The sequence below is a fragment of the Halobacillus sp. ACCC02827 genome, assembly GCF_030291935.1.
Classification (GTDB): Bacteria; Bacillota; Bacilli; order Bacillales; family Halobacillaceae; genus Halobacillus.
Window position 1 is genome coordinate 1,406,031 of the sequence record NZ_CP128168.1, and the last position, 18,426, is coordinate 1,424,456.

General features: G+C 50.1%; 21 protein-coding genes and 1 pseudogene. 19 read left to right on the forward strand and 3 right to left on the reverse strand.

The annotated features are described in order from the left end of the window. Window positions 1–111: 111 nt before the first annotated feature. From QRD89_RS07515 to QRD89_RS07555, 9 genes are all read left to right on the forward strand, one after another. The gene (locus tag QRD89_RS07515; RefSeq protein ID WP_286096659.1) at window positions 112–636 is read left to right on the forward strand and encodes a GNAT family N-acetyltransferase; all 525 of its coding nucleotides are present in this window, start codon (window positions 112–114) and stop codon (window positions 634–636) included. Between the two features lie 54 nt (window positions 637–690). Next, the gene (locus QRD89_RS07520; RefSeq protein WP_026578581.1) at window positions 691–879 is read left to right on the forward strand and encodes a hypothetical protein; all 189 of its coding nucleotides are present in this window, start codon (window positions 691–693) and stop codon (window positions 877–879) included. Window positions 880–894: 15 nt separating this feature from the next. Continuing rightward, window positions 895–1,452, forward strand: a complete 558-nt coding sequence (locus tag QRD89_RS07525) for a DUF4256 domain-containing protein (RefSeq protein ID WP_035388489.1) — start codon at window positions 895–897, stop codon at window positions 1,450–1,452. A gap of 42 nt (window positions 1,453–1,494) precedes the next feature. Further along, window positions 1,495–2,397 carry a M23 family metallopeptidase gene (locus QRD89_RS07530; RefSeq protein ID WP_286096864.1) on the forward strand — a complete coding sequence of 301 codons (903 nt, stop codon included), beginning with the start codon at window positions 1,495–1,497 and terminating at the stop codon, window positions 2,395–2,397. Between the two features lie 18 nt (window positions 2,398–2,415). After that, window positions 2,416–2,601: a hypothetical protein gene (locus QRD89_RS07535; RefSeq protein WP_286096660.1), complete on the forward strand. Its 186-nt coding sequence runs from the start codon at window positions 2,416–2,418 to the stop codon at window positions 2,599–2,601. A 208-nt stretch (window positions 2,602–2,809) separates the two neighbouring features. Beyond that, window positions 2,810–3,658: a BglG family transcription antiterminator LicT gene (gene licT / locus QRD89_RS07540; protein ID WP_286096661.1), complete on the forward strand. Its 849-nt coding sequence runs from the start codon at window positions 2,810–2,812 to the stop codon at window positions 3,656–3,658. Window positions 3,659–3,850: 192 nt separating this feature from the next. Beyond that, window positions 3,851–5,764, forward strand: a complete 1,914-nt coding sequence (locus tag QRD89_RS07545; protein ID WP_286096865.1) for a beta-glucoside-specific PTS transporter subunit IIABC — start codon at window positions 3,851–3,853, stop codon at window positions 5,762–5,764. Window positions 5,765–5,861: 97 nt separating this feature from the next. Then, on the forward strand, window positions 5,862–7,331 hold the full coding sequence (locus QRD89_RS07550; RefSeq protein WP_286096662.1) for a glycoside hydrolase family 1 protein: 1,470 nt from the start codon (window positions 5,862–5,864) through the stop codon (window positions 7,329–7,331). Between the two features lie 135 nt (window positions 7,332–7,466). Next, window positions 7,467–7,622: a hypothetical protein gene (locus QRD89_RS07555; RefSeq protein WP_008639424.1), complete on the forward strand. Its 156-nt coding sequence runs from the start codon at window positions 7,467–7,469 to the stop codon at window positions 7,620–7,622. Window positions 7,623–7,973: 351 nt separating this feature from the next. Here QRD89_RS07555 and QRD89_RS07560 read toward each other — a convergent pair whose 3' ends face one another. Continuing rightward, a complete protein-coding gene (locus tag QRD89_RS07560) occupies window positions 7,974–9,365 on the reverse strand; it encodes an MBL fold metallo-hydrolase (RefSeq protein WP_286096663.1) in 1,392 nt (463 codons plus the stop codon). A 138-nt stretch (window positions 9,366–9,503) separates the two neighbouring features. Between QRD89_RS07560 and QRD89_RS07565 the strand changes: the two genes are divergently transcribed. The 9 genes and pseudogenes from QRD89_RS07565 (at window position 9,504) to QRD89_RS07605 (ending at window position 15,864) form a co-directional block, all read left to right on the forward strand. Continuing rightward, window positions 9,504–10,166 (forward strand): peroxiredoxin, encoded by a 663-nt coding sequence (locus QRD89_RS07565; protein ID WP_286096664.1) that lies wholly within the window; start codon window positions 9,504–9,506, stop codon window positions 10,164–10,166. A gap of 279 nt (window positions 10,167–10,445) precedes the next feature. Then, complete coding sequence (locus QRD89_RS07570; protein ID WP_286096665.1) at window positions 10,446–10,751, forward strand: hypothetical protein; 306 nt, start codon at window positions 10,446–10,448, stop codon at window positions 10,749–10,751. 79 nt (window positions 10,752–10,830) lie between these two features. Beyond that, window positions 10,831–11,649: an aminoglycoside 6-adenylyltransferase gene (locus QRD89_RS07575; RefSeq protein WP_286096666.1), complete on the forward strand. Its 819-nt coding sequence runs from the start codon at window positions 10,831–10,833 to the stop codon at window positions 11,647–11,649. A 176-nt stretch (window positions 11,650–11,825) separates the two neighbouring features. Next, entirely contained in the window at window positions 11,826–12,683 is an 858-nt protein-coding gene (locus QRD89_RS07580; protein WP_008639431.1) for a GRP family sugar transporter, read from the forward strand. A 13-nt stretch (window positions 12,684–12,696) separates the two neighbouring features. Further along, on the forward strand, window positions 12,697–13,482 hold the full coding sequence (locus QRD89_RS07585; protein ID WP_286096667.1) for a glucose-1-dehydrogenase: 786 nt from the start codon (window positions 12,697–12,699) through the stop codon (window positions 13,480–13,482). Between the two features lie 187 nt (window positions 13,483–13,669). Then, a pseudogene (locus tag QRD89_RS07590) lies at window positions 13,670–14,051 on the forward strand (VOC family protein). Window positions 14,052–14,151: 100 nt separating this feature from the next. Beyond that, on the forward strand, window positions 14,152–14,769 hold the full coding sequence (locus tag QRD89_RS07595) for an HAD family hydrolase (RefSeq protein WP_026577595.1): 618 nt from the start codon (window positions 14,152–14,154) through the stop codon (window positions 14,767–14,769). Window positions 14,770–14,800: 31 nt separating this feature from the next. Next, a complete protein-coding gene (locus QRD89_RS07600) occupies window positions 14,801–15,124 on the forward strand; it encodes a hypothetical protein (protein ID WP_026577594.1) in 324 nt (107 codons plus the stop codon). A 317-nt stretch (window positions 15,125–15,441) separates the two neighbouring features. Continuing rightward, window positions 15,442–15,864: a VOC family protein gene (locus tag QRD89_RS07605; RefSeq protein WP_008639436.1), complete on the forward strand. Its 423-nt coding sequence runs from the start codon at window positions 15,442–15,444 to the stop codon at window positions 15,862–15,864. A gap of 44 nt (window positions 15,865–15,908) precedes the next feature. On the opposite strand, the gene QRD89_RS07610 is transcribed toward QRD89_RS07605, so the two are convergent. After that, entirely contained in the window at window positions 15,909–16,100 is a 192-nt protein-coding gene (locus tag QRD89_RS07610) for a CsbD family protein (RefSeq protein WP_008639437.1), read from the reverse strand. A gap of 356 nt (window positions 16,101–16,456) precedes the next feature. Between QRD89_RS07610 and abc-f the strand changes: the two genes are divergently transcribed. Further along, window positions 16,457–18,079 carry a ribosomal protection-like ABC-F family protein gene (gene abc-f, locus QRD89_RS07615; RefSeq protein ID WP_286096866.1) on the forward strand — a complete coding sequence of 541 codons (1,623 nt, stop codon included), beginning with the start codon at window positions 16,457–16,459 and terminating at the stop codon, window positions 18,077–18,079. Between the two features lie 36 nt (window positions 18,080–18,115). On the opposite strand, the gene QRD89_RS07620 is transcribed toward abc-f, so the two are convergent. After that, window positions 18,116–18,367 carry a SunI/YnzG family protein gene (locus QRD89_RS07620; RefSeq protein WP_062513214.1) on the reverse strand — a complete coding sequence of 84 codons (252 nt, stop codon included), beginning with the start codon at window positions 18,365–18,367 and terminating at the stop codon, window positions 18,116–18,118. Window positions 18,368–18,426 lie beyond the last annotated feature (59 nt).

Below are 18,426 nucleotides of genomic sequence, written 5' to 3' on the forward strand. Positions count from 1 at the left end.
GATGACAGATGCTCCTCTGTTCGGTAGAGTTATAATATCAAATGTTTGAATTTTTTTACTATTGTTGATTAGTTATCTACTCCATATTAGTGACTATAAAGGAGGAACGTGATGATGGAAGACAGCCGTCTGTATCTGCGTCCCATCGAAGATCAGGACATCGATGGAATCTATCATTCTGTCCAGGATGAAGAGACCCGCTATATGACAGGGACACGGCGGACATTCACGAAGAAAGAAATCATTGACAGGTACCGGAAGTTTCGGGAGGACTCTTCGAGACGTGATTTCGCGATCTGTCTTCGTGAAGGTGACAGGGTGATTGGAGACCTGGCGATTGTGGATATCGATCAGGATAATCGTAAGGCCGGTTTTCGAATTTCGCTTCACGCCGGAGCCTATCAAAATAAGGGGTATGGGACAGAAGCGGTGAAGCTGGCCGTTCGGTATACGTTCAAAGAATTGGAGCTGAACCGGCTGGAGCTTGAGGTGTATTCGCATAATATCCGAGGTATTAAAGCCTACGAGAAAGCGGGGTTTCAAAAGGAAGGGGTGTGCAGGCAGTCGCTGTTTTGGAACGGCCGCTATTCGGATGAAATCCTGATGGCGGTCCTGAAAGACGAATATGTCGGCTGATTCTTAATTAAGGTGGTTGTTCTTATATAAATATCGGAATAGGGAGGAACGGCTATGGGTGCCATAACTGCTGTACTCGTCATCCTGTTGGCGGTGGTCGTCGATTTCTTTTGGTTGGACGTCGACCAGAGGAGATGGGGTTGGATGAAGAACTGGTCGAAGCTGCAAAAAGGTTTGTTCTTTGCCGGCTTTGCGGCTGCAGCCCTGCTTATTTATGCAGGATTAAGCTTGGAGTACATATAAAGAAGGAGGATCACTATGTCCAGACACGTATCACAGGATGAGAAGGCGGAGCTTTATGCGAAATGGAAGGATCGCTTTGATACAAATGCCGAGCGTCACCCGGGCCTTGGGTGGGAACATATCGAGAAAAAGCTCGAAGCGGATGAATCGAAGCTGTGGTCGCTTCGTGAAATGGAGCGCACCGGAGGGGAGCCGGATGTCGTCGGTTATGAAGAAGAGACAGATCGGTATCTTTTCTGTGACTGTTCGCCGGAGAGCCCTAAGGGCAGACGAAGCGTCTGTTACGACAGGGCGGCGCTCGAATCGAGGAAGAAATATAAGCCGGAAACGAGTGCCGTGGATATGGCGGAAGAAATGGGCGTCGAGCTGCTGACGGAAGAGGAATACCGCTCGCTGCAGAAGCTCGGGGAATTCGATAAAAAAACCTCAAGCTGGGTACAGACGCCGGCGGACATCCGTTCTCTCGGCGGAGCGCTGTTCTGCGACTATCGCTATGGGACGGTGTTTCTCTATCACAACGGAGCGGAATCCTATTATGCCGCCCGCGGCTTCCGCTGCCGGCTGCATGTGTGAATCCAGTCTCCGTAAGGAAAGAAGAGGAGGGGTCTTTGTTTGATGGTTTGGATGTTGGCACCGATTTATCTCCTTCTTCCACTGGCACTATTGTTCAATCTATGGAAGACGGATTATGCAGGCAGGAAGCTGCTCGTCCTGGAATGGCTTGCCTGCCTGATGTTTATGAGCTACATATTCTTCCTTGGTCCGTGGGCCATTTATAATCATTATCTGCGCTGGCTCTGGCCGGTATTGTTCCTAGTCGTTTCCTTCTTCGTCTGGCGCAGGTACCCGGGGCTTCCGGTGAAAGGACCGAAGAAAAATAAGCCGTACCGCTTTTCCATGGGGATCAGTATCGCTCTCTTTCTCTACTTTGGTGTCATTACCGCCGGCGCTTTGACCGGGTACAGGATGCCGGAACAAGAAAAGGCGGTGGATCTCGCTTTTCCGATGGAGGACGGGGTGTTTACGGTCGGTCATGGCGGGGCGAGTACGGCAATCAACTACCACCATGACGTTGCTCCTCAAGCCTATGCGAATGACATCACCCAGCTCCACTGGTGGGGGATGCGGGCGTCGGGACTGTCTCCGGAGAATTTGAAGAAATACCGCATTTACGGAACCCCTTTGTACAGCCCGTGCAGCGGCGAAGTGACAACGGCCGTCGATCGTTATGACGATTTATCCCCGCAGGAAGATCTGGATGAAGAGGCATCTCCAGCCGGGAACCACGTCATTTTATCCTGTGACGGGGCGGAGGTCCATCTTGCTCATATGAAGCCGGGGAGTGTAGAAGTGGAAGAAGGTCAAATGGTCGAAACCGGTGACAGGCTCGGCAGCGTCGGTAATACGGGGAATACGACGGAACCTCATCTGCACATCCACGCGGAGAGAGATGGAGAAGGCGTTCCGATCACGTTTGACGGCAGATTTCTGAAGCGGAACAGTCTGGTCTTCGATTAAAGGACAGGTGGTACAGCGATGAAGAGAAGGAAATGGAAAGCCGTTGGGTTTATTTTGATGATCAGTGCAGCGATTGCCGTCGCCTCTAGCTACTATGGGTTTAAAGAGGCAGAAGCTTCCTGTCTCAAAAGCGGTGGGACGGTCGTTGAGAAGGATGTCAGCCTGCTTGCGTTTCATTGGAAGCTTTCTTGTGAGCAGGGATAGAGGCGGATCTCCTGCTGTGTAAAAGTATGCCATTGACAATCTCAATCCCTCTATATAAAATAAAAGAAAACGTTTACAACTTTATACCTAGTTGGATTGTTACTGTTCGGCAGGCAAAACCTAAATTGGTACAGAGGACGAATGGGTCTTCTTGCGCTCAATTTAGGTTTTTGTTGTTTTTATGCGTCGCTTAAGGAGGAGGCGGGATATGGAGATCAGGAAGATACTGAACAACAATGTCGTCGTGTCAAACAATGAGGCGGACCAGGAAATTGTCGTGATGGGACGGGGACTCGCATTCAAGAAGAAGGTCGGCGAAGAGGTGGATACGTCGAAAATCGAAAAGACGTTCGTGCTGGAGAAACAGGGGACAGCGGACAAGCTGGGACAGCTCTTGCGGGATACGCCGGCGGTTTATTTGGATATTTCCTCGAAAATCATGGACTATGCGCAGTCGCTGCTTCCGTATAAGCTGGACGAGTACTTGTATGTAGCCTTGACGGATCACTTGAGTTTCGCAATCAGCCGGCATGAGCAGGGGATCGAATTAAAGAATCAGCTGTTATGGGAGATCAGGAAGTACTACAAGCAGGAGTTCCAGGTCGCATTGAGAGCGCTTGACATCATCAAAGAGGAGACCGGCATCACGCTTGGGGAGGATGAAGCAGCGTCGATTGCCCTCCACCTCGTAAACAGTCAGCTTTCCAGTGACAACATGGCTTCTGCCGTGCAGGTGACGGAAATGGTCAACAATATTTTGAACATCGTGAAGTATCATTTCAAAATGGAACTCGACGAAGACTCTGTCAATTATGAACGGTTCCTGACCCATCTGCGTTTCTTTGCGGTCAGGTTCGTCCGAAAAGAGAAGCTGGAGGATTCCATCGATGACTTCCTTTTCGATCAAATCAGACAGAAATATGAGGACGCCTTTGAAGCTACCCGAAAAGTTGCGCTGTATTTGGAGCGCAATTATGAGTGGCTGATCTCGAGGGATGAGCAGGTGTATTTGACCGTCCATATCCACAGGGTCAGTCAAAGGCAGCAAATTTCATAAAAAGATTTAATTTTCTGAATGTAAGCGTTGACATAAACTCGCGCTCATGCTATCTTTTATTTAACTGAATAACCTTCGAAGGAATGTTACCAAATTTGGGCATAACCTGATCTGCTTCGGAAAAGCGCGCGCTTTCCGAATCGGTTCAGGTTTTTTATTTGCAAAAAATACCTCAGAAAGCAGGGATCGATGATGAAATACGAACAGCTGGCAAGAGACATTATTGCTAACGTCGGCGGTAGAGAAAACGTGTTGAGTGTCGTTCATTGTATTACCCGTCTACGCTTTAAGTTGAAGGATGAAAGCAAAGCCAATACAGAAGTTCTGAAAGATATGGATGATGTCGTAACCGTCATGAAGAGCGGTGGTCAGTATCAAGTCGTCATCGGCAACCAGGTTCCTGATGTGTACAAGGCCGTCGTCGAAGTCGGCGGTTTCGCGGATCAGGCGGCCGTCGAACAAGAAGGACCGCGGGAGAAGGAGAGCTTGTTCAACCGATTCATCGATATCATCGCAAGTATTTTCACCCCGGTGCTCGGTGTGCTTGCTGCAACCGGTATGATCAAAGGTTTCAATGCACTATTCGTCACGTTCGGCTGGCTCGATGAAGCCGGGGGGACCTATCAGATCCTCAATGCCATCGGGGACTGTTTGTTCTACTTCCTGCCGATTTTCCTCGGCTATACAGCCAGTAAAAAATTCGGAGGCACCCCGTTTATCGGCATGGCCATCGGTGCTTCTCTCGTCTATCCGACCCTTTCCGGTCTGACAGCAGGCGACCCGCTCTACACGCTGTTTGCCGGAACGTTGATTGAATCACCGGTTCATATCACTTTTCTAGGTATTCCAGTCATCCTAATGACCTATTCTTCTTCCGTCATTCCGATCATTCTTGCTGCCTATTTCAGCTCACGTGTGGAAAAAGGGTTGAAAAAGGTGATTCCGGATGTCGTGAAAATGTTCTTAGTTCCGTTCTGTACGCTGTTGATCGTCGTACCGCTTACGTTCATGATCATCGGACCGATTGCTACATGGGCAGGGCAGCTTGTAGGAGCCGCCTCCGTCGGTATTTACAGCTTGAGTCCGATTATCGCCGGAATCTTTATCGGTGGATTATGGCAGGTATTCGTCATGTTCGGCCTGCATTGGGGATTGGTCCCTGTCGCCATCAACAACCTCACGGTGAACGGATCAGATCCGGTGCTTGCCATGATGTTCGCAGCTTCCTTCGCACAGATCGGTGCGGTTCTAGGTGTCTGGTTGAAGACGAGAAACCAGAAGATGAAGACGCTCAGTCTTCCAGCGTTTCTCTCCGGTATTTTCGGTGTCACCGAGCCCGCGATCTATGGAATTACTCTGCCGCTTAAACGGCCGTTCATCATCAGCTGTATCGCAGCCGGCCTCGGGGGGGCGCTCCTTGGGGTATTCGGTTCTCAAACCTTTATTATCGGCGGACTTGGTATCTTCGGTATTCCGTCCTTCATCAGTCCTTCCGGTGGTTTGGATCTAGCATTTTGGGGATCCATCATCGCCGTTGCTGCCGCATTCGTACTGGGATTCGTGCTCACTTACCTGTTCGGTGGTGTCAATAAACAAGTGAAAGCGGACGGCCCGGAGAAGCAGGGGGCAGTGGAAGCGAAAACGACAGAAGTGAAGGTGGAGAACTTAGTTATTGCCAGTCCGCTGCACGGGGACGTCCTTCCTCTTGAGACGATCAAAGACGCAGCCTTTGCATCCGGAGCGCTTGGAAACGGTGTCGCCATCGAGCCGACGGAAGGAAAGCTGTTCGCTCCATTCTCCGGGAATGTATCGGCGCTGTTCCCGACGAACCATGCGGTCGGTTTGACAACCGATGACGGGGCGGAAATCCTCATTCACATTGGAATGGATACGGTCAAGCTGAACGGGCGGCACTTCACGAGCCGTGTCGCTCAGGGCGACCGGGTCGAAAAGGGACAGGTGCTGATCGAGTTTGATATCGAGGCGATCAAGGCCGAAGGATTCGCTGTCACGACGCCTGTAGTCGTGACGAACCAGCTTCCCTATCAGCTTGTGACAACGAAGCAGACACAGCTGCAGGCCGGGGATACGTTGATGCAGGCGTAAAGGAGGCGGGAGAGAGGAGGGCGATGTCCCTTTTCTCTCAACATACCAAATGTAAATGCGGCGGAAGCCGGTAAAAAATAATAAAGGGGTAAAGACAATGACAAAACAATCACAAGCATTTCCAGAAGGTTTCTTATGGGGTGGAGCGACAGCGGCCAATCAGATGGAGGGCGGCTTCGGAGAAGGAGAGAAGGGTCTGAATATCGCTGATGTTCTTCCCGGAGGAAAAAAGCGGCTTTCCATCTTAGCCGAGCCTGGGTTCAACTTTGAAATCGATAAAGAAACGTACACGTATCCGAACCATGAAGGCATCGATTTCTACCACCGGTATAAAGAAGATATCGCTCTTTTTGCCGAAATGGGATTCAAGGTCTTCCGGATGTCCATCGCCTGGACGAGAATTTTTCCGAAGGGGGACGAGAAGGAGCCGAATGAAGCGGGACTCGCGTTCTATGACCGCGTGTTTGATGAGCTCCATAAGCACGGCATCGAGCCGGTCGTCACCATTTCGCACTATGAAATGCCGGTCAACCTCGTCAAGGAGTACGGCGGCTGGCGGAGCCGGGAGGTCGTCACCTTCTTCGAGCGTTATGTCCATGCGATCTTCAATCGGTACAAAGGCAAAGTGAAGTACTGGATGACGTTCAATGAAATCAACAGTGGATTGATGATGCCGATTATGGGTCTCGGATTTTCTATTGAAAAGGAAGAAGACAAGTTCACGCCGACCTTCCAGGCTTTCCACCATCAGTTTGTCGCCTCAAGCCTTGCAGTCAAGGCGTGTCGTGAAATCATGCCGGAGGCGCAGATCGGCTGCATGATCATTTTCGCACCGGTGTATGCGTTTGACAGCAATCCGGAAAACCAGCTGCATGCCCTGCAGGAGGAGCGTTTGTTCAACTATTACTGTGCCGACGTCCAGGTACGCGGGGAATACTCGCCGTTCGTCAAACGCTATTTCGAACAGAACGGCATTGAACTAGATATCAAAGAAGGGGATCTCGAACTGCTGAAGGAACATACGGTCGATTACATCGGCTTCAGTTACTATATGTCGCGGACGGAGAAAAAGCATAAGTCTGCGGAGGATAACGTCCACGGCAACATACTTTCCGGGGTGAAGAATCCGTTCCTCGAAGCGAGCGACTGGGGATGGGAGATCGACCCGATCGGTCTGCGTGTCTCGTTGAATAAATTGTATGAACGGTATGAGGTGCCGTTGTTCATCGTAGAAAACGGGCTTGGAGCCTACGATGAAATCGAAGCGGACGGATCGATTCAGGATGATTACCGGATCGATTACTTGAAGAAGCATGTGGAAGCGATGCGTGCGGCGGTCAACGAAGACGGTGTCGACTTGATGGGTTACACGAGCTGGGGATGTATCGATCTTGTCAGTGCATCGACAGGGGAAATGTCGAAGCGTTACGGCTATATTTATGTCGACAAACACGATGATGGAAGCGGGACGCTGGAGAGGCGCCGGAAGAAGTCCTTCTACTGGTACCAGAAGGTGATCGAAACAAACGGCGCGGAACTGTCTCTTTCCACACCCGTCGAATCATAAGAGGAAGGACACATCCAACCGGGTGTGTCCTTTTCACATGCGCCTATCGTTTTTATCCTTGCGTTTGCTTGTGGAGAACATTTCCAATCTGGTACACTTTAAGCAACCGCATCATTTGTGTCCGGAGGTGAGCCGATGTTGATGAAGCTTTGTTTTATGCTTTCCGCTTTATCCATCCCGTTGTCGATGACGGTGGATCAGGCAGGGTGGGGATTGATTGTTTCGTTGTTTTTCCTTTTGAGCGCAGCCTTCTTCAGTAAACCGAGGTTTGCGGATCATCCAAATGTATAGTGGATTCACAGCAAAACGCCTGTCAGGTCATTCCTGCCAGGCGTTCAACTTGTTGAAGAAACACTTTTCATAAGGAGTGAGCGGGCTCCGTGGAATCGAGCGCTTTCCGTGGGGTGGCCGGTGAGCCTTCTCATCGCTCTGCTCTTCCGGGGTCTCACCTGTGCCACTATTCCCACAGGAGTCTGCTCGATTCCCCTCCGCCCTTTGTCCAAATGTCTTTCTTTTGTTTTCTTCCAATCGTCTATAGTTTTCAATGGTTGATCGGAATGTTATGCTTTCCGTCCATAGCGAAGGGTTTCTCGACACCCTGAAACGCCTGTCAGGTCATCCTTGACAGGCGTTTCCTTTTGATCAAGTGACTGGCAGGTTCTCCTTCTTCCATTGGTGGAAGCCGCCTGTAACGTTGATGACTTCATACCCTTTGTTCAAGAGGATGCTCGCTGCAACAGCAGATCGTTTTCCCGAGGCGCAGTGGACGGCCACTTTATTTCCGGGAAGGTGCAGTTCTGTTTCCGGCAGCTGCGGAAGAGGAACGTGCTCGGCGCCTGGAATATGGCTTTCGTTCCATTCGTGGTCGTAGCGGACGTCCAGAACCGGGATATCTCTTTTTGCCACTTCCTTCGGTAATTCGTTCGTATAGGAGCGGGGTGCTTCGGTTTTAGAAAGGGCAGACAGGGAAAACAGCCCTTTCAGGCGGTCCATCCCCATACTTGAAAGAACGCTCCGGATTTCCTGAAATTGAGGAGGGTCGGCGATGATGTAGATGTCTTTCTCATAATCGGCAAGTCTTCCCATCCATTCAGCGAAAACGTCTGGGAAAGGCAGGTTGATCGTGCCGGGAAGGTGGCGGTTGGCATAATCGAAGGCGTTCCGTGTGTCGATGACCACCGCACTCCTGGACGCAGCGAGCCTTGCCATGTCTTCCGCTTTTCTTTCCATTTCTACGCCGGGGTTCACGTCGGACAGAGGTGTCATGCCGGTCGGATTGACTTGTTTCATTTTCGTAAAGTAGGCGGGCGGTTCCGTCTGCCCTTCAAGGAGGAAGGAGAGGAATGCTTCTTCCTCTTCGAATTGGAAGGCAGGATTGTATAACTTCTCATATCCGACGGTGCTTGTCGGCACAGCTCCGAGCGACTTCCCGCAGGCGCTCCCTGCTCCGTGGCCCGGCCATATTTGAATATAGTCTTCATAGTTCTTGAAAGCTTTGAGGGACCGGAACATCTGCCTCGCTCCATTTTCCGTCGAGTTCTTGACACCGGCCGACTTCTCAAGTAAGTCCGGTCTGCCGACATCACCAACGAATACGAAGTCGCCTGTGAATACACCGATCGGCTTGTCCGCTGCGGCACCGTCGGTCAATTCAAAAGACATGTGCTCCGGCGTATGTCCCGCTGTATGGATTGCTTTTATCTGTACATTCCCGAGAATGATGGTTTCCCCACCTTTTAATCCGTGCGTTGGTAACGAGGAAGGGAGCTCGTAGCCGCCGTTATCGGCTCCTTCCGTGGAGTGATAGATGGTCGCTCCTGTCCTTCGTGCAAGTTCCGTCACTCCGGAAACGAAGTCGGCATGGATATGGGTTTCAAACGCCTTCGTCAGGGTGTAGCCCTCCCGGCGTGCCGTCTCCAAATATACGTTAATGTTTCTGGATGGATCAATGATGGCAGCTTCCCCGGAAGCCTGGCAGCCGACCATATAAGAAGCCTGGGCCAGATGGCGATCATAGAAATACTTCAAATACATACATAGTCCTCCTAACGAATTGGAAATTTATAGGTATACTCATACTATATACCCGTTTAGGTATAAAGTGAATCGGTTATTTACAAAATGTATCCGTTATCAAACGGACGGAACTATCTTACTGGAGGAGGAATAGAAATGGAACGAGAACAATTGGAGCAGGAAGAAACGTATCACCTGCCGAGGATCGGCGAGAAAGCACCAGACTTCAAGGCGCAGACGACACACGGGGAGCTGTCCTTAGGCGACTTCGCCGGAAAATGGTTGATCCTGTTTTCCCATCCTTCTGACTTTACCCCGGTGTGTACGACAGAATTCGTCGCGTTCCAATCGATTTATGGTTCTCTAAGGGACAAGGGAGTAGAGCTTCTAGGGCTGAGCGTCGACAGTGTTTCCTCCCACATCGCATGGATTCAGAATATAGAAAAGAACTTCGACACGACGATCGAATTTCCCGTCATTGCGGATCTTGATCAGTCGGTGGCACAGAAATTCGGAATGATCATGCCGGAAAGTGATGGAACCGAAACCTCCCGGGCGGTTTTTGTCATCGATGATCATCAGATCGTCCGCTCTGTCATCTATTATCCGCTGACAACGGGGAGGAATATGCAGGAAATCGTCCGGCTCGTCGAAGCGCTGAAGGTCACGGATGAACACGGCGTGTCGACACCGGCGGACTGGCAGCAGGGGGATCAGGTCATCGCTTCTCCCCCGAAGACGACGAAGGCGGCGAAAGAACGCTTGAACGATCCGGATTATGATTGCGTGGACTGGTATTTCTGTAAACAAGATCTTTGAGGCAAGGGGCTGCTTAAGCAGCCTTTTTCATTTGGAGATTTTATTATACGGGGGGAGCGGAATATCTTGTCCGGCTGCATCCGATCTGATTTACGAATCGGCGTTTATGGGTCGATAAAAATCCTTTTTTTAGCAGAATGAAGGTCTTGGAAGGAGGTACATCCGTTCATAAAGGAAGGTTGTCCTCGCTCAAAGAAGAACGACAGCTGAAGAGAGCTGTCGGTTTTATTGCTTCCTGGATGGCTGTTTGTAATAATTGGAAGAGGAGGGGGGGAGCGTATGAAAACGACTTCGGTATTTCTGGAAATGATCCGGCTGTTGATTCTGCTTTTCCTTATCGCCGGAATAGGGTTTACCGCCGTGAACGGAGTCTTCCGGAGCTTCGGGATCGACGTGGCAGAGACGCGGGGAGGTACAGCCTTATCCTTGTCGATGCTTATCCTGTACTTCGTCTTGTACCGGAACAAACTCCAGTTCACCGGTTATTATCAGGGGAAGGGACGGATGAAGTTGAAGCGGCCGATTACCTTGTTACTCGTGAGTACTTCCATTTTCCTGATTGTCCTTGCACCTTTTCTCCACTGAGAAGGTGCTTTTTTTATTGCTTATTTATTGGAAAAAAGATACAATGTCGTAATATTTATCTTTAAAGGGGGAAACGCGGATGCGGCAGGAAGAAGCAGTGCAGGATATCACAGCAAGTCTGAAAAAAGATCCGGCTGTCCGGAGCATTTTTCTGAAAGGATCGATGGGGCGGAACGATCACGATGCCTACTCGGATATTGATTTGTACTGCATGGTCGAAGAAAAGGAGGAACAAGCGTTTTTGAAAAGGCGGATCGACCATTTGAAGGCGTATAAAGAACTGATTTTCACAGACGACATCTTCATCATCGCCCCGCAGATCATAGGTGTCTATGAGGATCATTTACATATCGACCTGTTTACCGTCACAGAAGCGACGTTTCAGAATAAGGATTACTTCACGGTCTTATACGACCCGGATGGTATCATGGATCCATTTCGAACGGAAGGGAAGTTGACGCTTACCAAAACCGCTTTAACGGAACATATGCTGGATGTGTCCTGGTTCTTATTTCAATATTGGAAAGCAGCCGCGCGAGGCAGTGCCGTATGGGCGGTGGAAATGCTCCGGCACGTCATGAGAAACCTTGCGAACGTGCTGCTTTATAAATATGAACCGGATCGTTCCGTGCTAGGATTGAAGGCATTACCGAAACATCTGCCGGAGGATAAGCGTTTCCGCATCGAAGCCATTTATGAATGGATGACACCATCCCTTCACCGGAAAGCGGCGCGGGAGATTTTGCTGCTTCTAAAGGAAGAAGGCGATTGGATCCGTCACGTATTTTCGGAAGAGGAGAAAGCGGTCGAATTCATGGAGAGCGTGGTAGTGCTGTTATCGGAAGAACCCGGGATAGAAAGGAACGGGGAGCTTCCCATTATACGCGGGAATAGATGAAGACCGAATCGGACGGAATAAGCGCACCGTCCGCCCATGGTATTGTAATGAAAGTTTTCGAATCGAACCTGTCTCCTGTCTGTTGAAAACAGACACGCCATCTCCCGCTCTTCCTTTTCTAACTGCATAAAAAAAGCAGCGAGGTGTGAGAATAACAGGGAAAAGGCGGTGAAGACATGGACATTATCATAGCTCTGATCCCTGCGTTGATGTGGGGAAGTATTCTGCTTGTTGCAAGCAAGCTTGGGGGAGGCCCTGAAGAACAGGTGGTCGGAACGACGTTCGGAGCGCTGGTATTCGCGATCGGAGCGCTCTTCTTCATTTCTCCGGACTATACGGGAACAGCCATCATTATCAGCTTTATATCCGGTCTTCTTTGGTCGCTTGGCCAGATGAATCAGTTCAAAGCCGTTACCCATCTCGGCGTATCAAAAACGCTCCCGATTTCGACAGGTCTCCAACTTGTCGGTACCTCGCTGTTCGGCGTCCTCGTCTTCGGGGAATGGTCGACGACGATGAAGTTGATTATCGGCATATCGGCACTCGTTCTGATCATTATCGGTGTCGTTTTCACTTCCTACCAGCAGAAAGAAGAGAACGATGATGGTGGAAAGAGCCCGCTTGCCAAAGGAGTCCCGATCCTGCTTATTTCGACCGTCGGCTATGTCGGCTACGTCGTCATCATCCGTTGGTTCTCCATCGACGGATGGACCGCCCTGCTTCCACAGGCGGTCGGTATGGTGATCGGCGCGGTGCTTTTAAGTATTAAAGAAAAACCGTACAGCAAATATACGATAAGGAACTTCATTCCAGGCCTGATGTGGGCGACAGGAAACCTGGCCCTGCTGCTTTCGATTCCGCGCGTCGGGACGGCGACGAGCTTTTCCTTGTCCCAGACAGGGATCATCATTTCAACCCTCGGCGGTATCTTCCTCCTCGGAGAGAAGAAAACGAAGCGCCAGATCGTCTTCGTCATCGTCGGCTGTGTGCTGATCATTATCGGTGGAGTCATGCTCGGCTTCACGAAAAAATAGGAGGGTGTCATCCATGTATGAAGATTTGCAGGGAAAAGTAGCCGTTGTCACAGGTGCGTCATCCGGACTCGGCAAAGCGATTGCTGTCCGGTTCGGACAAGAGAAAATGAACGTCATCGTCAATTACTTGAATAATCCGGACGAAGCGGAGGAGGTCGTCACCGCGATCAAACATGCAGGCGGAGACGCAGCCGCTGTCCAAGGGGACGTTTCCAAGGAAGCGGATGTCGCTGGGTTGATTGAGGCCGCCCATGACCGTTTCGGGACGCTGGATGTCATGATGAACAATGCCGGTATCCAGAAGGAAATCGAGTCCCACACGATGTCGCTTGCCGATTACGAAAAGGTGATATCGGTCAATCTGTCCGGCACCTTCCTTGGTTCCACAAAGGCGATCGCTTATATGCTCGAACACGGCATCAAGGGCTGTGTCATCAATATGTCGAGCGTCCATGAAGTGATTCCGTGGCCGCATTTCGTTCATTATGCATCCAGTAAAGGCGGCATCAAGATGCTCACCCAGACGCTCGCCCTTGAGTATGCAGCGAAAGGAATCCGCGTCAACAATATCGGTCCCGGTGCCATTAATACACCGATCAATGCAGAGAAGTTCGCCGATGAGGAAGCAAAGCAGGAGGTCCTTTCCATGATTCCGATGAAGGAGATCGGTGAGCCGGAGCAGGTCGCTTCCATCGCTGCGTTCCTCGCTTCCGAGCAGGCAGGCTACGTTACAGGAACGACGCTGTTTGTTGACGGGGGAATGAAGCTCTATCCATCTTTCCGTGCCGGGAAGGGGTAAAAAGGAAAAGGATCGTCCTGTCGGGGCGGTCTTTTTGTCGGAGGATGATCAGGTAATGCGTTGCGGTATCCACGGTCCCGTGAAAGCCTCCTATATTGTCATCGAGGATAGATGATCCTAAGGAAGGGGAAACGGCTTTCTTGTCGAATAGAATCAATATCAACTATTTAATCAGGGAGGCGTTCTTATGTTCCAAAAGCTCGGACAGGTGATGGTGTATGTGGAGAATCAGGATAGGGCTGTCGATTTTTGGAAAGAGAAGCTGGGGTTTCACGTACGTTCGGAGGAAAAAGGAAAGCGGGATGCGCTGGATCGAGTTGGCGCCGGAAGAAACTTCGGAAACAAGCATCGTTCTTCATGACAAAGCCTTTGTCCAAAAGATGGATCCGGAGATGAATCTCGGTACCCCGTCGCTGATGTTCTTCACGGACGACCTTGATCACCTGTACGGAACGATGCAGAAGCGTGGTGTAACGGTCGGGGATGTAGTCGACATGCCCGGCGGCCGCGTGTTCAACTTTGCAGATGACGAAGGACAGTATTTCGCCGTTATGGAACAGAAAAAGTAAGTCTATAGAAAAAAGCCGGATCACTCCGGCTTTTTTTGTGTCGTACCTTTTTTCTGTGATACATTAAAAAGAGAAAGAGGATAGACAGGAGGCAGTATATATGGACAGCATTATTTTTGACTTGGACGGAACCATTTGGGATCCGATTGATACGGTGCTCGATGCTTGGAACAAAGCACTGGAGCAGGACGACAGGATCGATACGACATTCACCCGTGCCGACCTGGAAGGGGTTATGGGACTTCAGGTGAAGGAAATGAGTGCAAAACTTATGCCGGAGCTTAAGGAAGCCGATCGTCTGGACATCATGGACCGCTGCTTCGAGCTTGAAGAAGAGCAGATCCGGAAGCAGGGGGGAGCCCTTTTTCCACAGGTGGAAGAAGTGTTGGATCGGCTTTCTGATACCTATGATCTGTTTATTGTCAGCAACTGCCAGGACGGCTACATCGAGTCCTTCTATGAATATCACAAACTCGAACGCTACTTTAAAGATTATGAAAATCCGGGCCGGACGGGGTTGTCAAAAGGCGAAAATATCAAGCTGGTGATCGACCGCAACAACCTTGATGCCCCGGTGTACGTGGGGGATACGAACGGGGATGAGAAGGCGGCGTCGGATGCCGGCATCCCGTTTGTGTACGCGGCCTATGGTTTCGGTGAAGTCGAAGGATATGATAAGAAGATCGAAGCATTTAAGGATCTGGAACAGCTGTTCTAATATTTGTTTAAAGATAGGATGAATGTACGTTTTGTTTGTTATGTATCTCGGAATGTCTGCCGGTATGAACGTCATGACCGGTGTTCATATAGCCATCGCTTTATTTGCCATCATCACAGCTAATGCAGCGGAACGTTCGATCATTACGAAGCGGTCGAATAAGTATCTGTTTCTCGGAGTCAGTATCATCTACAGCCTCGTCGTTCCTTTCATCGCAGAACCGGTGATGGTGGAGGCTTCCCACGGGGACTCTCCGGGGTACTTCCGCTTCCTGCTGTTTCTAATTGTGCTTGGTTTTGTATTTGTACAAATCATTGGATATGACCTGTTAAATCGCGTGACGGAAGACGATTGAGGCGTGAAAGAGGAAGGTGGATGTAAGAATTAAAGGCTGTCTATGCGGACAGCCTTTTTTTTCGTCAGCCGGTGATATCCTTTTCCTTTCCCTTCTCGTACGTGACGATGCTTGGAAGGAGAAACGAAATAAACAAGAAATAAAGCACGAGAGCGGCTGTGAAGACAGCAGAGGAATGGAGTAAGGGAACAAAATTCTACAAGATCGGGCAGGAATTGCATCGATACTTAGAGAAACAAGAACGTATATCCTGTGTGCGGAGGGGAGGTCGTTTTGTCAGCTGGTAAGAATCATCCTTTGTAATGGAGGGATTAAAGATGGCTTTACAGGCTAAACAGACGTATCTGAATCTACCTGTCAAAGATCTGGATAAATCCATGCGTTTCTTCAAGGAATTGGGGTTTGACTTTCATACCGATTATACGGACGACAAAGCAGCCTGTCTGATTATCAACGAACGGACGTTTCTCATGCTGTTGGTTAACGACATGTTTGATACGTTCACGAATAAGGAGCGGGCAGACACGGCGAAACAGACGGAAATGATCATCGCCGTTTCCACCGATTCGCGGAAACAGGTCGATGACATCGTGAACAAAGCGCTGGAAGCCGGCGGGAAACCATCGAATGAACCATTTGATCACGGGTTCATGTACGGGTGGAGCTTCCAGGACCTTGACGGTCACCTTTGGGAAGTGATGTACATGGAAGAGAACGCGAATGAAGAGGCCGCAGGGTAAGAAAAAAAGACGGAAGAGGCGTGCATTCCTCTTCCGTCTTTATGTTATCGATTGTGTTTTTCGTTGTCTTTCATATTGCCGATGCCTTCCTGCATGCTGCCTTTCGTTTTGTCTTTCTTGCCTTCGCGCTGCATTTTCGGGTCGTCTTTGGCATTACCTACCTGGTCTTTCACTTCCCCTTTGACTTTGTTGACAGCACCTTTCACTTTATCGCTGAGTCCTTTGTTATCTGCCATTTCGAACACTCCTTATGATAAAAGTGGTTGCAGAGTACTTGTACCCGCTGTGTACTTCCTGAAACATGGGAATGGTTTTGGAGGAAAGCTTTTACATGAAATGACGGCTGTGCTATAGTGGTTCTAACTTATGAAGAAGGGATGATGGGTGGCCGATGAAAAACTAATCTTATGTTCCAAAGTCTGAAATCGAAACATTTCATGCTTACGAATCTAGGATTAGTCTGCCCATTTTCCATAGCGACAGGAGCTGTTCCCACGGGAAGGCTTTGTTTGTTGTTGTTTTCGTGCGGCTAATCCTTCCAGGAATCTGGGAGGATTTTTTGTTCTCCTGGAAAAGAGAGGATCGGATGTTTATGAACGAACACGTGAGAATAAGGGACGTCGATGCGGCAACGAATGAGAAAGTGATTTTGAAGGGAGCGGCTGCGACCTGTCATAAGGGAGACGTCATCGGCATCATCGGGCCGAACGGCTGCGGGAAGTCGACGCTGCTCCGCTTGATTTCGGGATGTTTGAATCCAGGCAGAGGGCGGATAGAAATCCTAGGCCGTTCCGTGAGGCTGCTTGAACAAGAGGTGGAGACTTTTCCAACGGAACCAAAGCTGCCGGAGGAGAAGCGGCTGCGTAATAAGTGGCAGGTTCCAGACGGTACGTTCACTTCTCTCAGCGGCGGAGAAAAGTTGAAAGCGCGACTGGCCCGGGCTTTCGCTCAAGGATCTGATCTGCTCTTGTTGGATGAGCCGACAAATCACTTGGATGAAGCCGGTATGGAAGCGCTCCTTCAGGAAGTGAAGCGCTACAAGGGCACGATTCTGCTTGTTTCCCACGACCGTCGTTTTCTCGATGAAGCTGTTTCGAAAATCTGGTCGATCGAGAACAAAGGGATTGTCGAGAACGTCGGGAACTATTCGGCGTACATGGAGGTCCGGGAACAGCGGAAACGGACGGAGCAGCGGGCGGTCGCGAAACAACAGAAGATGGTCGAGCAGATCGAAGGCCAGATGAAGGAACTGGCATCGTGGTCGAAGAAAGCGCACGATGCCTCCACAAAGAAGGAAGGCTACAAAGAGTACTACCGGAAAAAGGCCAAGCGGACGGATAAACAGGTGAAATCGAAACAGAAGCGTTTGGAGAAAGAACTGGATAAGCATACGATCGACCGGTTGGAGGAGGAGAAAGACATCCGATTCTCCTTAAAGACGAAAGATAAAACGGGCAGACGTTTCGTGGAAGCGAAAGGGTTGACGAAGCGGTTCGGTGACCGGATATTGTTTGAGGATGTCCACTTTACCATTCAGCACGGGGAAAAAATCGGGCTCGCAGGGCCAAATGGCAGCGGGAAGACGACACTGTTGAACATCATCCTTGGCAGGGAGACAGCAGAAGGAGACGTGTGGATTTCGCCGGCTGCCAACGTCGGTGTTCTTACCCAGCAGGTTTTCGATTTACCATTGGACGAAACTCCCGCCCGCTACTTTTATCAGGAATCGTTTGAAGCGAGAGGGAAAGTGCGGACGTTGATGGATCAATTGGGCTTCACGGATGATCAGTGGAAAGAGAAGTTCAAGGATATGAGTATGGGGGAGCGTGTAAAGTGCAAACTGATGGTTCACTTACTGGATGGGAAAGATGTGCTCATCCTTGATGAACCGACGAACCACCTGGACCTCCCCTCCAGAGAACAGCTGGAGAAGACGCTCGCTCTTTATGAAGGGACGCTGGTCGTCGTATCCCACGACCGCTATTTCATGGAGAAGACGACTGACACAACATGGTCGTTGGCAGGCCGTAAGATCAGAAAGGGAACCAGGGTAAAACCCGTGGAGGAATCAGAAGCGATGCGGATGCGTCTGGAAACGGAACGGCAGGAAGTGCTCGGGAAATTGAGCTTCCTCCTGCCGGGTGATGATGCGTATCAGGAACTGGACGCTAAGTTCAAGGAACTGACACGATTGATCCATCAACAGGAAAAATAAAGGGAAGGGCGGAGAGCCCTTCCTTTTTTCGTAATCTTATTTCCTTAGAGTTGCCAAGATGGTCGCGGGGGATGTCGTAAACAGGATGTAGGTTTCCTTTGTCGTCTTCATAACGATTCTATCTGTCGTGGCAGATGGGAAACCGATGCGCACCGCGTCGGCGGGTCCTCCGCCGTACGTTTCATCCTGATAGATGTCAAGAATGTCTTCAGCAGGTATGTCCACCTTGAAAAACTGCCAGCGGATTTTGATCGTGCTTCCTGTATGTTTCACACGTACCTCGAACATGTCCTGCCTCCTTTTTCATAAACGGACGTCTCACCTATATACGAACGGGGAACGATTTC